The organism is Nocardioides sp. (assembly GCF_004803405.1).
GTDB lineage: Bacteria > Actinomycetota > Actinomycetes > Propionibacteriales > Nocardioidaceae > Nocardioides > Nocardioides vastitatis.
This window is the reverse complement of sequence record NZ_SSXI01000310.1, coordinates 1-14,011: the sequence shown is the minus strand read 5'-3', so window position 1 is coordinate 14,011 and position 14,011 is coordinate 1. Positions and strand designations below refer to the sequence as shown.

Here is a 14,011-nt window from a genome sequence, read left to right as displayed (position 1 = left end):
ATCGCCGGGAGCGCCGACGCCGCCGAAGCCGCGCTGCGCACGGCCGGGGTCGACCCGCTCGCCCGCGGCGAGTCGCTGGGGATCGAGGAGTTCGTCGCGGTGACCGTCGCCCTGTCAGACTCGACCGGGTCCGACGCCGAGGGGGAGGCGCACGATGTCTGAGGCGAAGCTGGGGCCTGCGCCGCGGGTGACCGTCCGGGCGCCCGCGAAGATCAACCTGCACCTGGGCGTCGGGCGACCGCGGCCGGACGGGATGCATCCGCTGTCGACGGTCTACCAGGCCGTCGGCCTGTACGACGACATCACGGTCACCGACGCGCCCGACTGGTCCGTCGGGCTGACCGCGGCGGTCGACGGGGTGCCGCTCGACGACACCAACATCGCGATCCGTGCCGGCCGAGCGCTGGTCAAGCATCACGGGATCAGCGCAGCGGCGCGGATCACCATCGCCAAGTGCATCCCGGTCATGGGCGGGATGGCGGGTGGATCGGCCGACGCCGCCGCGACCCTGCTCGCGCTGGACCGGCTGTGGGATCTCCAGACGCCGGACGAGGAGCTGCTGCAGCTCGCCAGCACCCTGGGGAGCGACGTGCCGTTCGCGCTGCTGGGCGGCACGGCGATGGGCACCGGTCACGGCCAGCTGGTGAGCGCGGTGACCGACCGGACCTCGGTCTGGTGGGTCGTGGTGCTCTCCGACGACGGGCTCTCGACCCCGGCCGTCTATCGCCACTTCGACGAGCTCTCGCCGGACGCGCCGAACGAGCCCCCGGTGCCGGAGGAGCTGCTCGAGGCGCTGGCGGAGGGATACGCCGACGAGGTCGGCGACCTGCTCTCGAACGACCTGTGGGAGGCAGCCCGGGACCTCCGTCCCGACCTGGTCGACGTCGAGACGAAGCTGCGGACCATGGGTGCCGACGGTGTGCTGCTGTCCGGATCGGGGCCGACCCTGCTGATGCTGCACGACAACGTCGACGCCGCGCGCTCCGCGGCGGCCGAGGTGGCCGCCCTGGGCTACCGCTGCGCGCTGGCGCCGGGTCCGGTCGCCGGAGCCCACGTGGTGACCTATGCCTGAGCCCACCAGCCTGCTGAACCTCGAGCGGGTGTCGAAGTCGTACGGCGTCCGCCCGCTCCTGACCGACGTGTCACTCGGTGTGGGGGCCGGGGAGCGGATCGGCATCGTCGGCCGCAACGGCGACGGCAAGACCACGCTGCTGCGGCTGATGACCGGCGCGGAGGAGCCTGACGCGGGCCGCATCTCCCGCGAGCGGGGGCTGCTCCTCGGAGCCCTGGCGCAGCACGACGACTTCGACGACACCCACACCGTCCGGGAGGTCGTGCTGCAGGGCATGGCCGACCACGAGTGGGCGGCCGACTACCGGCTCCGCGAGATCGTGGAGGTGCTGCTCGCCGGCGTCGAGCTGGACCGAGCGGTGCACGGCCTGTCCGGCGGCGAGCGCCGCCGGTGCGCGCTGGCCGGCCTGCTCCTCGGCGACCACGACCTGATCATCCTCGACGAGCCGACCAACCACCTCGACGTCGAGGCGGTGGCCTGGCTGGCCGGCCACCTCGCCGGCCGGTCCTCGGCTCTGGTCGTGGTCACCCACGACCGGTGGTTCCTCGACGCCGTGTGCGAGCAGACGTGGGAGGTGCACGACGGCGCCGTCGACACCTACGAGGGCGGCTACGCGGCGTTCGTGCTGGCCAAGGCCGAGCGGCAGCGGCAGGCCGCGGCGTCCGAGTCGCGCCGGCAGAACCTCGTCCGCAAGGAGCTCGCCTGGCTGCGCCGCGGCGCTCCGGCGCGGACGTCCAAGCCCAAGTTCCGCATCGACGCGGCCAACGCCCTGATCGAGGACGTGCCGCCGCCGCGGGACCGGCTCGAGCTGCAGCGGTTCGCTACGCAGCGGCTCGGCAAGGACGTGCTGGACGTCGAGGACGTCGACTTCCAGCGCGGCGACAAAGTGCTGCTCGAGCACGCGACCTGGCGGCTCGGCCCCGGGGACCGGGTCGGCCTGGTCGGCGTCAACGGGGCCGGGAAGACCTCGGTGCTCTCCCTGCTCGCCGGGGAGGCGGTGCCGTCTGCGGGGCGGGTGAAGCGCGGTCGGACCGTCGCGCTGGAGCACCTGACCCAGGCCGTCGAGGTGGACGACCCCGAGGCCCGCGTGCTCGAGACGGTGGAGTCGATCCGGCGCGTGACGAAGACCCTGGACGGCGAGGTCTCCGCCTCGGCGCTGCTGGAGCGGTTCGGCTTCACCGGCGATCGCCTGACCGCGCGGATCGGCGACCTGTCGGGTGGCGAGCGCCGGCGGTTCCAACTGCTGCGGCTGCTGCTGACCGAGCCCAACGTGCTGCTCCTCGACGAGCCCACCAACGACCTCGACATCGAGACCCTCAACGTGCTCGAGGACTTCCTCGACGGCTGGCCCGGCACCCTCGTCGTGGTCTCCCACGACCGGTACTTCCTCGAGCGGGTCACCGACTCGGTCTGGGCGCTGCTCGGCGACGGTCGGATCTCGATGCTCCCGCGCGGGGTCGACGAGTACCTCGAACGCCGCCGCCACGCCGAAATGGGAGTTCCCGGCGCCCGAAATGGGACCTCCGAGACGTCGACTCCGGAGTTGTTGCCCGAGAAGTCCCAACTCGGGGCAGAGGAAGTCCCAAGTCGCGGGAAGGCGCGGGCGGGCTCGGCCGAGGAGCGTACGGCGAAGAAGGCCCTGGCCCGTCTCGACAAGCAGCTCGCGCGGCTCTCCGAGCGCGAGGCGGAGCTGACCGCCGCGCTGTCCGAGCACGCGAGCGATCCCGAGAAGCTGGCCCAGGTCGCCGCCGAGCTCGGATCGCTGCAGGAGGAGAAGGAGGCCGCCGAGCTGGAGTGGCTCGAGGCGGCCGAGGTCCTGGAGTGACGCTGGACCCGGTGCCGCAGCGGGACTGACCGGGGCTCAGGCGCCGAAGGGCACGAGCAGTCGCCGCAGCAACCCGGCCAGCTCGCGCTGGTCCTGGGTCGACACCCCGACCAGCAGCTCCTTCTCGGCCTCGAGCAGGGCGGTGAACGCCCCGTCGACGGCCTCCTTGCCCTCCGGTGTCAGCCGCACCAGCACGCCGCGGCGGTCGGACGGGTCGGGGTGCCGCTCCACGAGGCCGCGCGAGGCGAGCCGGTCGACCCGGTTGGTCATGGTCCCGCTCGTCACCAGGGTCTCGCGCAGCAGGCGGCCGGGGGAGAGCTCGTACGGCGCTCCGGCCCGGCGCAGCGCCGCGAGCACGTCGAACTCCCAGGGCTCGATGTCGTGGGCCGCGTAGGCCTGCCGTCGGGCGCGGTCGACGTGGTGGGCGAGCCGCGAGATCCGGCTGAAGACGGACACCGGCCCGAGGTCGAGGTCGCTGCGCTCACGCGCCCACGCCTCGATCAGCTCGTCGACCTCGTCCCGCATGCTCCGACCTTATCGGACCGGTCGAGAATCTTGATGTCGAGATAATGTGGGCGTAGGGTCGGGCCCGTGAACCAGCGCACCGTCGTCCTCGACCGGGTCATGCTCGCCAGCCTCGTCTGGGGCGACGTCGACGACACCGACCGGCCGCTCGCGGTGCTCCTGCACGGGTTCCCGGACACCGCGCACACCTGGCGGCACCTGGGGCCGGCGCTCGCCGAGGCCGGCTACCGGGTCGTCGCACCGTTCACCCGTGGGTACGCGCCGAGCGCGATCCCCGAGGACGGCAGCTACCACGTCCCGGCGCTGATGCACGACGCGCTCGCCCTCCATCAGGAGTACGACGGCGACGACCGCGCGGTGCTCGTCGGCCACGACTGGGGCGCGATCACCGCCAACGGCATCGCGGCCTCGGCCGCCAACCCGTTCCGCACGGTCGTGGCGATGGCCGTGCCGCCGCTGCCGACCATGTACCCGCGCCGGGGCGACGTGGGCCGCTGGCTGCGGATCCTGCCGCGACAGGCGGCGCTCAGCTGGTACACCCTGTTCAACCAGCTGCCCCGGCTCCCGGAGCGCAGCTTCGACCGGCTGGTCGCCCACCTGTGGCGCAGGTGGTCGCCCGGCTACGACCCGGCCGAGGACCTCGCCCACCTGGCCGAGGCGTTGCCCGACGACGAGCACAAGGCGGCGGCGCTCGGGTACTACCGCGCGCAGTCGCGCCGGCGGCAGCTTCCCCATCCCTACCGGTCGCTCGCCGCAGACTGGCTCGCCGAACCCGAGGTCCCGCTGCTCTACCTCCAGGGGGCCGACGACGGCGCCCTCGACCCGCGCTGGGCCGACCGGATCGGCGACCGGCTGCCTGCCGGCAGCGTGGTCGCGGTGATCGAGGGCGCGGGCCACTTCCTCCAGCTCGAGCGGCCGGACGTGGTCAACGCGCGGGTCCTGGAGTTCTTCGGAGCGTCCCGATGAGCCACGTCTGGGACCCCCGTCGCTACCTGGCCTACGCCGACGAGCGCGGCCGCCCGTTCGTCGAGCTGATCGCCCGTATCGCCGCCACCGACCCGGGGGTCGTCGTCGACCTCGGCTGCGGGCCCGGCAACCTCACCGCACTGCTGCGGCAGCGCTGGCCCGACGCGAGGGTGACCGGGATCGACTCCAGCCCGGAGATGATCGAAGCGGCGCGCCGAGGGGTGCCGGCCGTGACGTTCGCCGTCGACGACCTCCGGGACTGGCTGGCGCAGACGGCGCCGGGCGAGGTCGACGTACTCGTCTCGAACGCCACGCTCCAGTGGCTCCCGGACCACCTCGACCTGCTGCCCTCGCTCGTCGGGGCGGTGCGTCCCCGGGGGTGGCTCGCCTTCCAGGTCCCGGGCAACTTCGACGAGCCGAGCCACACCCTCCGGGACGAGCTCGCGGCCGAGGAGCCCTACGCCGCCCACATGGCCGGTGTCGCGACGCCCGCGGCTCACGACGCGGCCACCTACCTTCGCGCGCTCCAGCGGCTCGGCTGCGACGTCGAGGCATGGGAGACCACCTACCTCCACGTCCTCCATGGCCCGGACCCCGTCTTCACCTGGGTCTCCGGCACGGGGGCGCGCCCCACCCTGCAGGCGCTGCCCTCCCCTCTGCTGCCGCGGTTCGAGGAGGAGCTCAAGGCCCGACTGCGGGCGGCGTATCCCGACGACGGGCACGGCGTCGTACTGCCGTTCCGTCGCGTGTTCGTCGTGGCGCGGCCCGCATGACGCGATCACCCGCGCGGGCGCGGTGGCTGCGGATCGGCGCCCTCGCCTGGAGTGCGGCCGTCGCATGCCCGCTCCTGCTGCCGCTGGCCGACCTGTCCTTCAGCTCCGTCGTGCCCGTGGTTCAGGCGCTCTGGCCGGGGTGGCTCCTGCTGGGGCTGGTCACGCTCGTCGGCTGTCTCGGCCTGCGGCAGTGGGCGGCTGCCGGCATCGTGGTCGCCGCCCTGGTCGCCGGGCTCCTTCCCGGCACCCTCACCGGCTCCGGCGCCGAGCCGGCCGGTTCCGGGGAGTCCCTCACCGTGCTCGCGGCGAACGTGGAGTTCAGCCAGGGCGACCCGCAGGTGCTTGCGGACGCGGTCCGCGAGCTCGATGTCGACGTGCTGGTCCTGCTCGAGGTGCGCCAGCGGTATCTCCAGCGCCTGCGCGACCTGGCCCTCGACACCGATCTTCCGCACGGCTGGGGTCGCCCGGTCGCCGGTGGCGCGATGGGTACGACGATCCTCACCCGGGTCCCGCAGCAGGACGAGACGCGGTGGCCCGACCCGTTCGGCTACCGCTTCCAGATGCCGACGGTCCGGCTGGAGCTCGACGGCCGCGAGGTGGTCGTCCGCGCCGTGCACACTCAGCCGCCGGCACCGGGACCCGCGCCGGCCTGGCGCACGGAGCTGAAGGCCCTCGAGGCCTGGGTCGACGCGGTGCCGAGCGACGTGCCGCTGGTGCTCGCCGGCGACTTCAACGCCGGGCGCGCGCATCCTGCGTTCCGTGATGTCGCCGACGGGTTCGCGGTGGCGCCGGGCCGGGGATCGCGAACCTGGCCGGAGGACGGGCCGCTCGGGCCGTTCGTCGGCATCGACCACGTGCTCGGCCGCGGTCTCGCGCCCGTCGACTCGGGCTCGGTCTCGGTGCCCGGCAGCGACCACCGCGCGGTGTGGGGTCGGCTGGGACCTGCCGCGAGGAGGTCTTCATGAGGATCCATCACGTGCAGGTCGCCTGCCCGCCGGGCGGTGAGGACGCCGCCCGCCGCTTCTACGCCGACGGCCTCGGCATGACCGAGGTCCCCAAGCCGGAGGAGCTGGCGCGACGCGGCGGCTGCTGGTTCCGCGCGTACGACGACAGCGGCGCCGTCACCGCCGAGATCCACGTGGGGGTGGAGGAGTCGTTCGCTCCGGCACGCAAGGCGCACCCGGCGTTCCTGCTGGCCTCCGTGGCCGAGCTCGAGGGGACGGCCGCCCGCCTGGACGCCGCCGGGTTCGAGGTCGACTGGCGCGAGCGGGACACCTTCGGGGGCTTCGAGCGGTGCCACACCTTCGACGGCGCCGGCAACCGTGTGGAGCTCCTCACGCCGGCCTGACCTCCCGCTCAGGGTTACCGACGAGTAATGTCATCTGCATGAGCCAGGTCCACAGCCTCTGGAAGACGACCACCGGACTGCCCGTGGTCGGCAGCACCCTCGGCAAGCGGGTGTTCTCGATCGCGTTCAGCCAGAAGGCGCCGTACTTCGCCTCGATCCACCCGCGGATGACCGAGCTTCGGCCCAACTACGCCGAGGTCGTGATCCCCAAGCGACGCAGCGTCCAGAACCACCTCGGCACCGTGCACGCGATCGCGCTCTGCAACGGCCTGGAGATGGCGATGGGCGGTCTCGCGGAGGCGACGATCCCGAGCACGAAGCGGTGGATCCCCAAGGGGATGACCGTCTCCTACACCGCCAAGGCGACCAGCGACATCACCTGCACTGCGGAGACGACCCAGGAGCAGTGGGACACCGCCGAGGGCGACCTGCCGGTGACCGTGAAGGGCGTCCGCGACGACGGCACCGTCGTGATCGAGGGCGTCATCAACCTCTGGGTGACGTCGAAGAAGTAGCCCTCAGGAGGCCGGTCCGGTCAGACGGCTCGCCCGTCGTCGACGATGCCGACCATCGACACCTCGAGCGGCTTCTTCTCTCCGACGAACTTCTTCTGCGCCCACGTCGCGAGCAGCGTCAGCAGCAGGTTCACCACGATGTACAGCAGCGCGATAACTGCCATCGTCGGAATCTGGTTGTCGAACTCCTGATAGATCGCCTTGCCAACCCGGGTGAGGCCGGGAGCCACGACGGCGTACCCGAGGGCGGTGTCCTTGAGAGCGACGACGCATTGGCTGATGATCGCTGGCAGCATGATCTTCACCGCCTGCGGCAGCAGGATCGTGGACATCACCTGGGTCTTGCGCATGCCGAGGGCGTAGGCCGCCTCGGACTGCCCCTTGGGTACGGCGTTGATACCGGCGCGCAGCACCTCTGCGAGCACCGAGCCGTTGTAGAGAGTCAGTGCGATGACGACGGCCCAGTAGGAGCTGCTCTCCTTGCTGATACCCAGGGCGTACCAGATGAAGATCATCAGCAGCAGGACGGGCGTGGCGCGGAAGAACTCCACGACGAGAGCGGACGGCCACCTGATGAGGGCGTGGTCGGACAGCTTCCCGATGCCGAAGACGGTTCCGTAGACGACGGCAGCGAGGATGGCCACGAAGGCCATCTGCAGGGTCTTGAGCAGGCCGTCCACGAGGAGGACCTCGAGGTACGCGGGGGTGAGGAACGGTTCCCACTTGTCGTACTCGAACTGGCCGTCCTCGTGGAGGCCAAGGACGAACCAGGTCAGAAGGCCGAGGAGGGCAGCCGACGCCACCAGTGTGTAGATGCGATGGCGGAGGACCGTCTTCGGTCCGGGACTGTCGAAGAGAACATTGCCACTCATGCGATGCGCCACCTCCGCTCGAGCCGGTTGGCGCCCAAGGAGAGGACCTCGACGAGGACGATGTAGCCGATTGCGAAGCAGATGAAGATCCCCAGCCGCTCCGATCCGAAGTTGTTCGTCAGGCTGCGCATCTGGTTGACGGCCTCGGCGACGCCGAACACAGCGGCCACGGAGGTGTTCTTCAGCAGCGCGATCTGGACGCTTGCCAGCGGGGGCACCGATGCGCGGAACGCCTGCGGCAGGATCACCTCGCGCATGGTGCCGGTGAACGTCAGGCCGATGGAGCGGGCGGCCTCCGCCTGGCCCAGCTCCACGGCGTTGACGCCTGAGCGGATCGCCTCCGCGACGAACGTGCTCGTGTAGAGGCTGAGGCTGACCACTGCGATGGAGAAGAACTCGGTGAAGTCGAAGTCGCCAAGATGGACGTCGACGAAGTTGAACGTGAGACCGAAGACAGGCGCGACGAAACCAAAGAAGAAGAAGACGATCAGCAGTGGCGTGTTGCGCACGACGGTGATGTAGGTCGCCGCAGCGCCGCGGAGCACGGCCACCGGCCCGACCCGCAGCGCACAGAGGAAGGTTCCCAGGAGCAGGGAGGCCACGCCGGCCACGAGGAACAGCGCGATCGTGTAGCCGAATCCCTCGAAGTAGAGATCGAGGTTGTTGCTGATGGCGTCGATCGTCGTACTCCTCTCTCGTTCTTGGGGCTTACCACGGCCGGCGGGCCCAGGAGGTCCCGCCGGCCGCAGTCAGTCGTTCACGTGTTCAGTGGATCACTGCTGGCACTCGTCGAGCGTCGGCGGCTCGGGGACCTCCACGCCCGACGGGCCGAGGGTCAGCTCGAAGGCCTCCTCCCAGTCGCCGTTCTCGAACGCCTCGGTGAGGACGTCGTTGATCCACTCGCACATCTCCGGCTGCTCCTTGCTGTAGCCGACGCCGATGCGCTCCTCGGAGAACGGCTCGCCGACGACCTTGAGCTCGCCCTCGTTCTGCGCGGCGAAGCCCGCGAGGATCGACCCGTCGGTGGACATGCCCTCGACGGTGCCGTCGAGCACCTTCTGGACGCACTCGGAGTAGCTGTCGAAGCCGACGCCCTTGGCGCCCTGCTCCTTGATCCGGTCGATCGACGTGGAGCCGGTCACCGAGCAGACCTCCTGGCCCTTCAGGTCCTCGATGCTCTCGACGTCGCTGTCCGCCTTCACCAGCAGCTGCTGGCCAGTGATCATGTAGGGACCGGCCTGGCCGACCACCTTGCGGCGGTCGTCGGTGATCGAGTACGACGCGAGCACCAGGTCGACGCGGCCCTCCTGAAGGAACGGCTCGCGGTTGTCGGAGATCGTCTCCTCCCAGGTGACGCTGTCGCTCGCCGGGTCGATGCACAGGTCGGCGACGAGGAGCTTGGCGATCTCGACGTCGAAGCCGCGCGGCACGTCGTCCGTCGCGCCCTTGAACCCGAGGCCGGGCTGGTCGTACTTCACGCCGACGGTGATCTCGCCCGCGTCGACGAGCTCCGCCATCGGGGTGCCCTGGTCGAACTTGTCCTCGCAGCCGGTCTCGGCCTCGACGTCGCGGCCTTCGCCCTCTTCGCCGGCTTCGCCACAGGAGGTCAGGCTGAAGACCAGCCCGATTCCCGCGATGGCCGCCAGAGTTTTCCTGACTCGCATCTCTCCTCCTCAATCTCCCGGGCAGAAGGCCCGGTCGGCTCAGTGTTTGAGGATCTTGCCGAGGAAGTCCTTGGCTCGATCGCTCTCGGGGTTCGTGAAGAAGGTCTCGGGATCGGTGGTCTCGACGATCCGGCCGTCGGACATGAACACCACCCGGTTGGCAGCCGTGCGCGCGAACCCCATCTCGTGGGTGACCACGATCATCGTCATCCCGCGCTCGGCGAGGTCCACCATCACATCGAGGACCTCCTTGATCATCTCGGGATCCAGCGCGGAGGTCGGCTCGTCGAAGAGCATCACCTTGGGCTCCATCGCCAGCGCGCGGGCGATCGCCACGCGCTGCTGCTGGCCGCCCGACAGTTGCGCGGGGTACTTCTCGGCCTGGTGCGCGACGCCGACTCGCTCGAGCAGCTCCATCGCGCGGGCGGTCGCATCGGCCTTCGACTTCTTGCGCACCTTGATCGGGCCGAGCGTGACGTTCTCGAGGATCGTCTTGTGGGCGAACAGGTTGAAGCTCTGGAACACCATGCCGACGTCGGCACGGTGCCGGGCGAGGGCCTTGCCCTCCGCGGGCAGCGGCTCGCCGTCGATGAAGATCGTGCCCTTGTCGACGGGCTCGAGCCGGTTGATCGTGCGGCACAGCGTGGACTTGCCGGAACCGGACGGGCCGATGACGACGACCACCTCGCCCCGGGCAACCTGCAGGTCGATGTCCTGCAGCACGTGCAGCTCGCCGTACCACTTCTGAACGCCCTCGAGGGACACCAATGCGTCGGCTGTTGCTGTTCCGGAGCCGGTGCCGGAGCCGGGGTAGGCCGTGAACTCCTCAGAGGCCGTCATGTCGCGGACGCTAGTCGTGATCGACCCGTCCCGGCTAGAGCGACATCCCCGCCGAGACCATTCTGTGACTCCAGGGTGGCGTTCAGAGCGAGGCGGGCAGCACGCTGATGCTCAGCCCGAGGACGAACGCGGCGATCGCGCAGAGCACCACCAGCCTGCGGGCCCGGCGGGACTTCGCCTCAGACTCCGGTGTCGGGTCGGGAAGCGCCATGCTGTCGCGCCACGCCGCCTCCTCGCGCTCCCACCAGTCCGTGGGGGTGAACGTCCGCAGCACCGCCGCCAGGCCGAGGAGGAGCAGGGTGAAGGTCGAGCCCGCGATCAGCAGGACGGTCAGGATCGCGGCCACGCCGCGGGTGCCGGTGCCGAACATCAGTCCGGCGCCCAGCGCGATCGAGATGGCCAGCGCGACGATGCTCAGGACGCTGCCGATCAGCTCGTTGTTGCGGGCCAGGAAGCCGGGCGCGGGGTCGTGGTCCACAGGAGCGGTCTCGGCCATGGTCCCCGAGCGTACTGGGCGCTGGGATTCGGGCGCCGGCCCGCGGGCGCCGTACCATTTTCAGGTCATGACTACGTCGCGCAGCACGCTCCCTCGGACCTACGAGGTCCGCACCTACGGGTGCCAGATGAACGTGCACGACTCCGAGCGGCTCTCCGGTCTGCTCGAGGACGCCGGCTACGTGCCGTTGGAGAGCGCCCCGGACGGTGAGCCGGCCCCGGTCGCGGACGTGGTGGTCTTCAACACCTGCGCCGTCCGGGAGAACGCCGACAACAAGCTGTACGGCAACCTCGGGCACCTCGCGCCGATCAAGGCGGCGAAGCCGGGCATGCAGATCGCCGTCGGCGGCTGCCTGGCGCAGAAGGACCGTACGACGATCACCCGCAAGGCGCCCTGGGTCGACGTCGTCTTCGGCACCCACAACATCGGCTCGCTGCCGGTGCTGCTGGAGAGGGCGCGCGTGCAGGAGGAGGCGCAGGTCGAGATCCTCGAGTCCCTCGAGGTGTTCCCCTCCACCCTGCCGACGAAGCGCGACTCCGCCTACGCCGCGTGGGTCTCGATCAGCGTCGGCTGCAACAACACGTGCACGTTCTGCATCGTCCCCGCGCTGCGCGGCAAGGAGAAGGACCGTCGCCCCGGCGAGATCCTCGCCGAGGTCGAGGCGCTGGTCGCCGAGGGCGTCTCCGAGGTGACCCTGCTGGGCCAGAACGTCAACGCCTACGGCGTGGAGTTCGGCGACCGACAGGCCTTCTCCAAGCTGCTCCGCGCCTGCGGCGAGATCGGGGGCCTCGAGCGGGTGCGCTTCACCTCGCCGCACCCGGCCGAGTTCACCGACGACGTCATCGAGGCGATGGCCGAGACGCCCAACGTGATGCCGCAGCTGCACATGCCGCTGCAGTCCGGATCGTCCCGCCTCCTGAAGGAGATGCGCCGCTCCTACCGGCAGCAGAAGTTCCTCGACATCATCACCAAGGTGAAGGCCGCGATCCCCGACGCCGCGATCAGCACCGACATCATCGTCGGGTTCCCGGGCGAGACCGAGGAGGACTTCCTCGAGACGCTGCACGTGGTGCGCGAGGCGCGGTTCGCCAACGCCTTCACCTTCCAGTACTCCAAGCGGCCCGGCACCCCCGCCGCCGAGCTGCCGGACCAGGTCCCGCCGGAGGTGGTCAAGGACCGCTACCAGCGGCTGGTCGACCTCCAGACCCAGATCAGCTGGGAGGAGAACCAGTCGCTCGAGGGCCGGGTCGTCGAGCTGATGGTGTCCGAGGGCGAGGGGCGCAAGGACACCGGCACCGGCCGGCTGTCCGGGCGTGCGCGCGACAACCGTCTGGTCCACTTCAACGGCACCGCGCTCCCCGAGGGCGTGACCGAACCACTGCGACCCGGTGACATGGTCACCGTCCAGGTCACCCGCGGGGCCCCGCACTACCTCGAGGCTGACGGCGCCGTCGTCGCCGTACGGCGGACGCGGTCGGGCGACGCGTGGGAGCGTCGTACGGCGGAGCCGCGGCCCACCGCAGGTGTCGGCCTGGGCATGCCCAGCCTCGGGGTGCCGGCGCCGCTGCCGGACGCTCCCGCCTGCGGCTGAGCACCCGGCTGCCATCATCTGGTGGTGCCCGCCGACGCCCCCACCATCCTCGCCACGTCCGGTGGCGCCGTACCGAGCCCGCGAAACCGCTGGTCGGTCGGCCCGTTGACGAAAGTACGCCGTGGACCTCGCGGGCGTGGACGCCCGCGCCCCGCGGGTCTGCTTCCTCGCCACGGCCTGTGGTGACTCCTCGGCGGTGATCCGCGACTTCTACGACATGGCGCACGAGACCGGCTTCCACGGCACCCACCTGCAGCTGTTCACCATGCCCAACGTGGACGACATGCGCGAGCACCTGCTCACCCAGGACGTGATCTGGGTGTGGGGTGGGAGTGTGGCCGGCCTCCTGGCGATGTGGGAGCTGCACGGCGTGGGCGACCTGATGCGAGAGGCGTGGGAGGCGGGCGTGGTGCTGACCGGTGTCTCCGCCGGCTCGATCTGCTGGCACGTCGGTGGCACCACCGACTCGTTCGGCCCCGAGCTGCGGCCGATCAGCAACGGCCTCGGCCTGGTGCCGTTCTCGAACGGCGTCCACTACGACTCCGAGGAGCAGCGTCGACCGCTGTTCCAGTCGCTGGTCGCGTCGGGGCAGCTGCCCGCCGGCTATGCGACGGACGACGGCGTGGGCGTGCTCTACCGCGGGACCGAGTTCGCGGAGGCACTGACAGAGAAGCAGGGCAGGGCGGCCTATCTCGTCGAGCGCGGAGCGGACGGCGCTGCCGTGGAGACCCGGCTCGAGACCCGGTTGCTGCGCTGATGGACCCGTTCCTGGCCGCAGGCGTGTCGCTGGCGCCGCTCGAGGGCGGCTGGTCCGGCGAGACGTTCCTGGCCGAGGCCGGCGGGGAACGCACGGTGGTGCGGATCTTCGCGGACCCGCGGCACCACCCTGCGGCGGCCGAGATCGGTGGCGCGGTCCTGCGGCTCGTTCGAGGGCTGGTGCCGGTTCCCCAGGTCAAGGAGGTACGCCGCGCCTCGGCCGAGTCCGGCATGCCCGCCCTGCTGATCACCGAGTTCGTGCCGGGCGTGCGCGGTGACCTGCTGCTGCCGACGCTGGACGACGACGGCCTGGAGGTGATCGGCGCCGAGGCGGGGCGGGTGGCCGCGACCCTGGCCGGCATGCCCACGCTCCGGCCGGGCGTCTGGGCCGACGGCGACCTGCGGATCGAGCCCCGCGAGCTCGGTGGGCTGGCGGTGTGGGTCGAGCAGCACCTGGCCGAGCTGCCCACCTGGCCGGCCGAGGACGTCGATCGCATGCTCGCCGTCGCCGAGTCGGCCCAGGAGCTGCTCGACACGGTCGACCGGTCGTGCGTGGTGCACAGCGACCTGAACCCGAAGAACCTCCTCCTCGACCCCGACACCCTGACGGTGGCAGCCGTCGTCGACTGGGAGTTCAGCCACAGCGGCCACCCGTTCACCGACCTCGGCAACCTGCTTCGGTTCGACCGGCTGCCGGCCTGGGTCGACGGCGTGGTCGGGGCGTGGTGCGAGGCGCGTGGCGTCGACCGGGACGACGCCGTCGCGCTG

Annotated in this window: 16 protein-coding genes; 10 read left to right on the top strand and 6 right to left on the bottom strand. The window is 70.9% G+C overall.

Annotated elements, in window-relative coordinates; translation table 11 throughout:
* The first annotated feature begins 154 nt into the window (after nt 1-154).
* Both E7Z54_RS21335 and E7Z54_RS21330 read left to right on the top strand, forming a co-directional pair.
* On the top strand, nt 155-1,072 hold the full coding sequence (locus E7Z54_RS21335) for a 4-(cytidine 5'-diphospho)-2-C-methyl-D-erythritol kinase (protein WP_136436744.1): 918 nt from the start codon (nt 155-157) through the stop codon (nt 1,070-1,072).
* Nucleotides 1,065-2,897: an ABC-F family ATP-binding cassette domain-containing protein gene (locus E7Z54_RS21330; protein ID WP_136436743.1), complete on the top strand. Its 1,833-nt coding sequence runs from the start codon at nt 1,065-1,067 to the stop codon at nt 2,895-2,897. Before E7Z54_RS21335 ends, E7Z54_RS21330 begins: the two co-directional genes overlap by 8 nt.
* A 36-nt stretch (nt 2,898-2,933) precedes the next feature.
* Here the strand turns inward: E7Z54_RS21330 and E7Z54_RS21325 are convergent, their stop codons facing one another.
* Complete coding sequence (locus E7Z54_RS21325; RefSeq protein WP_136436742.1) at nt 2,934-3,422, bottom strand: MarR family winged helix-turn-helix transcriptional regulator; 489 nt, start codon at nt 3,420-3,422, stop codon at nt 2,934-2,936.
* A gap of 66 nt (nt 3,423-3,488) precedes the next feature.
* Between E7Z54_RS21325 and E7Z54_RS21320 the strand changes: the two genes are divergently transcribed.
* From E7Z54_RS21320 to E7Z54_RS21300, 5 genes are read left to right on the top strand one after another with little or no spacing between them, the layout of a single operon-like run.
* Nucleotides 3,489-4,388, top strand: coding sequence for an alpha/beta fold hydrolase (locus E7Z54_RS21320; RefSeq protein ID WP_206056448.1), 900 nt, complete (start codon nt 3,489-3,491; stop codon nt 4,386-4,388).
* On the top strand, nt 4,385-5,161 hold the full coding sequence (locus E7Z54_RS21315) for a methyltransferase domain-containing protein (RefSeq protein ID WP_136436741.1): 777 nt from the start codon (nt 4,385-4,387) through the stop codon (nt 5,159-5,161). The genes E7Z54_RS21320 and E7Z54_RS21315 overlap by 4 nt, the downstream gene beginning before the upstream one ends.
* A complete protein-coding gene (locus E7Z54_RS21310) occupies nt 5,158-6,126 on the top strand; it encodes an endonuclease/exonuclease/phosphatase family protein (protein WP_136436740.1) in 969 nt (322 codons plus the stop codon). Before E7Z54_RS21315 ends, E7Z54_RS21310 begins: the two co-directional genes overlap by 4 nt.
* A complete protein-coding gene (locus E7Z54_RS21305) occupies nt 6,123-6,509 on the top strand; it encodes a VOC family protein (RefSeq protein WP_136436739.1) in 387 nt (128 codons plus the stop codon). The genes E7Z54_RS21310 and E7Z54_RS21305 overlap by 4 nt, the downstream gene beginning before the upstream one ends.
* Before the next feature lie 38 nt (nt 6,510-6,547).
* Nucleotides 6,548-7,024, top strand: a complete 477-nt coding sequence (locus E7Z54_RS21300) for a hotdog fold domain-containing protein (protein WP_136436738.1) — start codon at nt 6,548-6,550, stop codon at nt 7,022-7,024.
* A gap of 20 nt (nt 7,025-7,044) precedes the next feature.
* On the opposite strand, the gene E7Z54_RS21295 is transcribed toward E7Z54_RS21300, so the two are convergent.
* From E7Z54_RS21295 to E7Z54_RS21275, 5 genes are all read right to left on the bottom strand, one after another.
* On the bottom strand, nt 7,045-7,896 hold the full coding sequence (locus E7Z54_RS21295; protein WP_136436737.1) for an amino acid ABC transporter permease: 852 nt from the start codon (nt 7,894-7,896) through the stop codon (nt 7,045-7,047).
* Nucleotides 7,893-8,567 carry an amino acid ABC transporter permease gene (locus tag E7Z54_RS21290; protein ID WP_276606253.1) on the bottom strand — a complete coding sequence of 225 codons (675 nt, stop codon included), beginning with the start codon at nt 8,565-8,567 and terminating at the stop codon, nt 7,893-7,895. Before E7Z54_RS21290 ends, E7Z54_RS21295 begins: the two co-directional genes overlap by 4 nt.
* A 102-nt stretch (nt 8,568-8,669) precedes the next feature.
* Nucleotides 8,670-9,560 (bottom strand): glutamate ABC transporter substrate-binding protein, encoded by an 891-nt coding sequence (locus E7Z54_RS21285; protein ID WP_136436735.1) that lies wholly within the window; start codon nt 9,558-9,560, stop codon nt 8,670-8,672.
* A gap of 39 nt (nt 9,561-9,599) precedes the next feature.
* A complete protein-coding gene (locus E7Z54_RS21280; RefSeq protein ID WP_136436734.1) occupies nt 9,600-10,400 on the bottom strand; it encodes an amino acid ABC transporter ATP-binding protein in 801 nt (266 codons plus the stop codon).
* A gap of 82 nt (nt 10,401-10,482) precedes the next feature.
* A complete protein-coding gene (locus E7Z54_RS21275; protein WP_136436733.1) occupies nt 10,483-10,896 on the bottom strand; it encodes a hypothetical protein in 414 nt (137 codons plus the stop codon).
* 67 nt (nt 10,897-10,963) lie between these two features.
* On the opposite strand from E7Z54_RS21275, the gene miaB reads away from it, so the two are divergent.
* The 3 genes from miaB to E7Z54_RS21260 form a co-directional block, all read left to right on the top strand.
* A complete protein-coding gene (miaB, locus tag E7Z54_RS21270) occupies nt 10,964-12,487 on the top strand; it encodes a tRNA (N6-isopentenyl adenosine(37)-C2)-methylthiotransferase MiaB (protein WP_136436732.1) in 1,524 nt (507 codons plus the stop codon).
* 121 nt (nt 12,488-12,608) lie between these two features.
* Nucleotides 12,609-13,244 (top strand): peptidase E, encoded by a 636-nt coding sequence (locus tag E7Z54_RS21265; RefSeq protein ID WP_206056447.1) that lies wholly within the window; start codon nt 12,609-12,611, stop codon nt 13,242-13,244.
* On the top strand, nt 13,244-14,011 hold a 768-nt coding region (locus E7Z54_RS21260), incomplete at its 3' end, for a phosphotransferase family protein (protein ID WP_136436731.1). The genes E7Z54_RS21265 and E7Z54_RS21260, both read left to right, overlap by 1 nt.

Bases quoted from the DNA above. Each gene is read 5' to 3' on its own strand.
- E7Z54_RS21330 (WP_136436743.1), top strand. From the start codon at position 1,065: ATGCCTGAGCCCACCAGCCTGCTGAACCTCGAGCGGGTGTCGAAGTCG.
- miaB (WP_136436732.1), top strand. From the start codon at position 10,964: ATGACTACGTCGCGCAGCACGCTCCCTCGGACCTACGAGGTCCGCACC.
- E7Z54_RS21315 (WP_136436741.1), top strand. From the start codon at position 4,385: ATGAGCCACGTCTGGGACCCCCGTCGCTACCTGGCCTACGCCGACGAG.
- E7Z54_RS21285 (WP_136436735.1), bottom strand. From the start codon at position 9,560: ATGCGAGTCAGGAAAACTCTGGCGGCCATCGCGGGAATCGGGCTGGTC.
- E7Z54_RS21305 (WP_136436739.1), top strand. From the start codon at position 6,123: ATGAGGATCCATCACGTGCAGGTCGCCTGCCCGCCGGGCGGTGAGGAC.
- E7Z54_RS21310 (WP_136436740.1), top strand. From the start codon at position 5,158: ATGACGCGATCACCCGCGCGGGCGCGGTGGCTGCGGATCGGCGCCCTC.
- E7Z54_RS21295 (WP_136436737.1), bottom strand. From the start codon at position 7,896: ATGAGTGGCAATGTTCTCTTCGACAGTCCCGGACCGAAGACGGTCCTC.
- E7Z54_RS21325 (WP_136436742.1), bottom strand. From the start codon at position 3,422: ATGCGGGACGAGGTCGACGAGCTGATCGAGGCGTGGGCGCGTGAGCGC.
- E7Z54_RS21275 (WP_136436733.1), bottom strand. From the start codon at position 10,896: ATGGCCGAGACCGCTCCTGTGGACCACGACCCCGCGCCCGGCTTCCTG.
- E7Z54_RS21300 (WP_136436738.1), top strand. From the start codon at position 6,548: ATGAGCCAGGTCCACAGCCTCTGGAAGACGACCACCGGACTGCCCGTG.
- E7Z54_RS21335 (WP_136436744.1), top strand. From the start codon at position 155: ATGTCTGAGGCGAAGCTGGGGCCTGCGCCGCGGGTGACCGTCCGGGCG.
- E7Z54_RS21280 (WP_136436734.1), bottom strand. From the start codon at position 10,400: ATGACGGCCTCTGAGGAGTTCACGGCCTACCCCGGCTCCGGCACCGGC.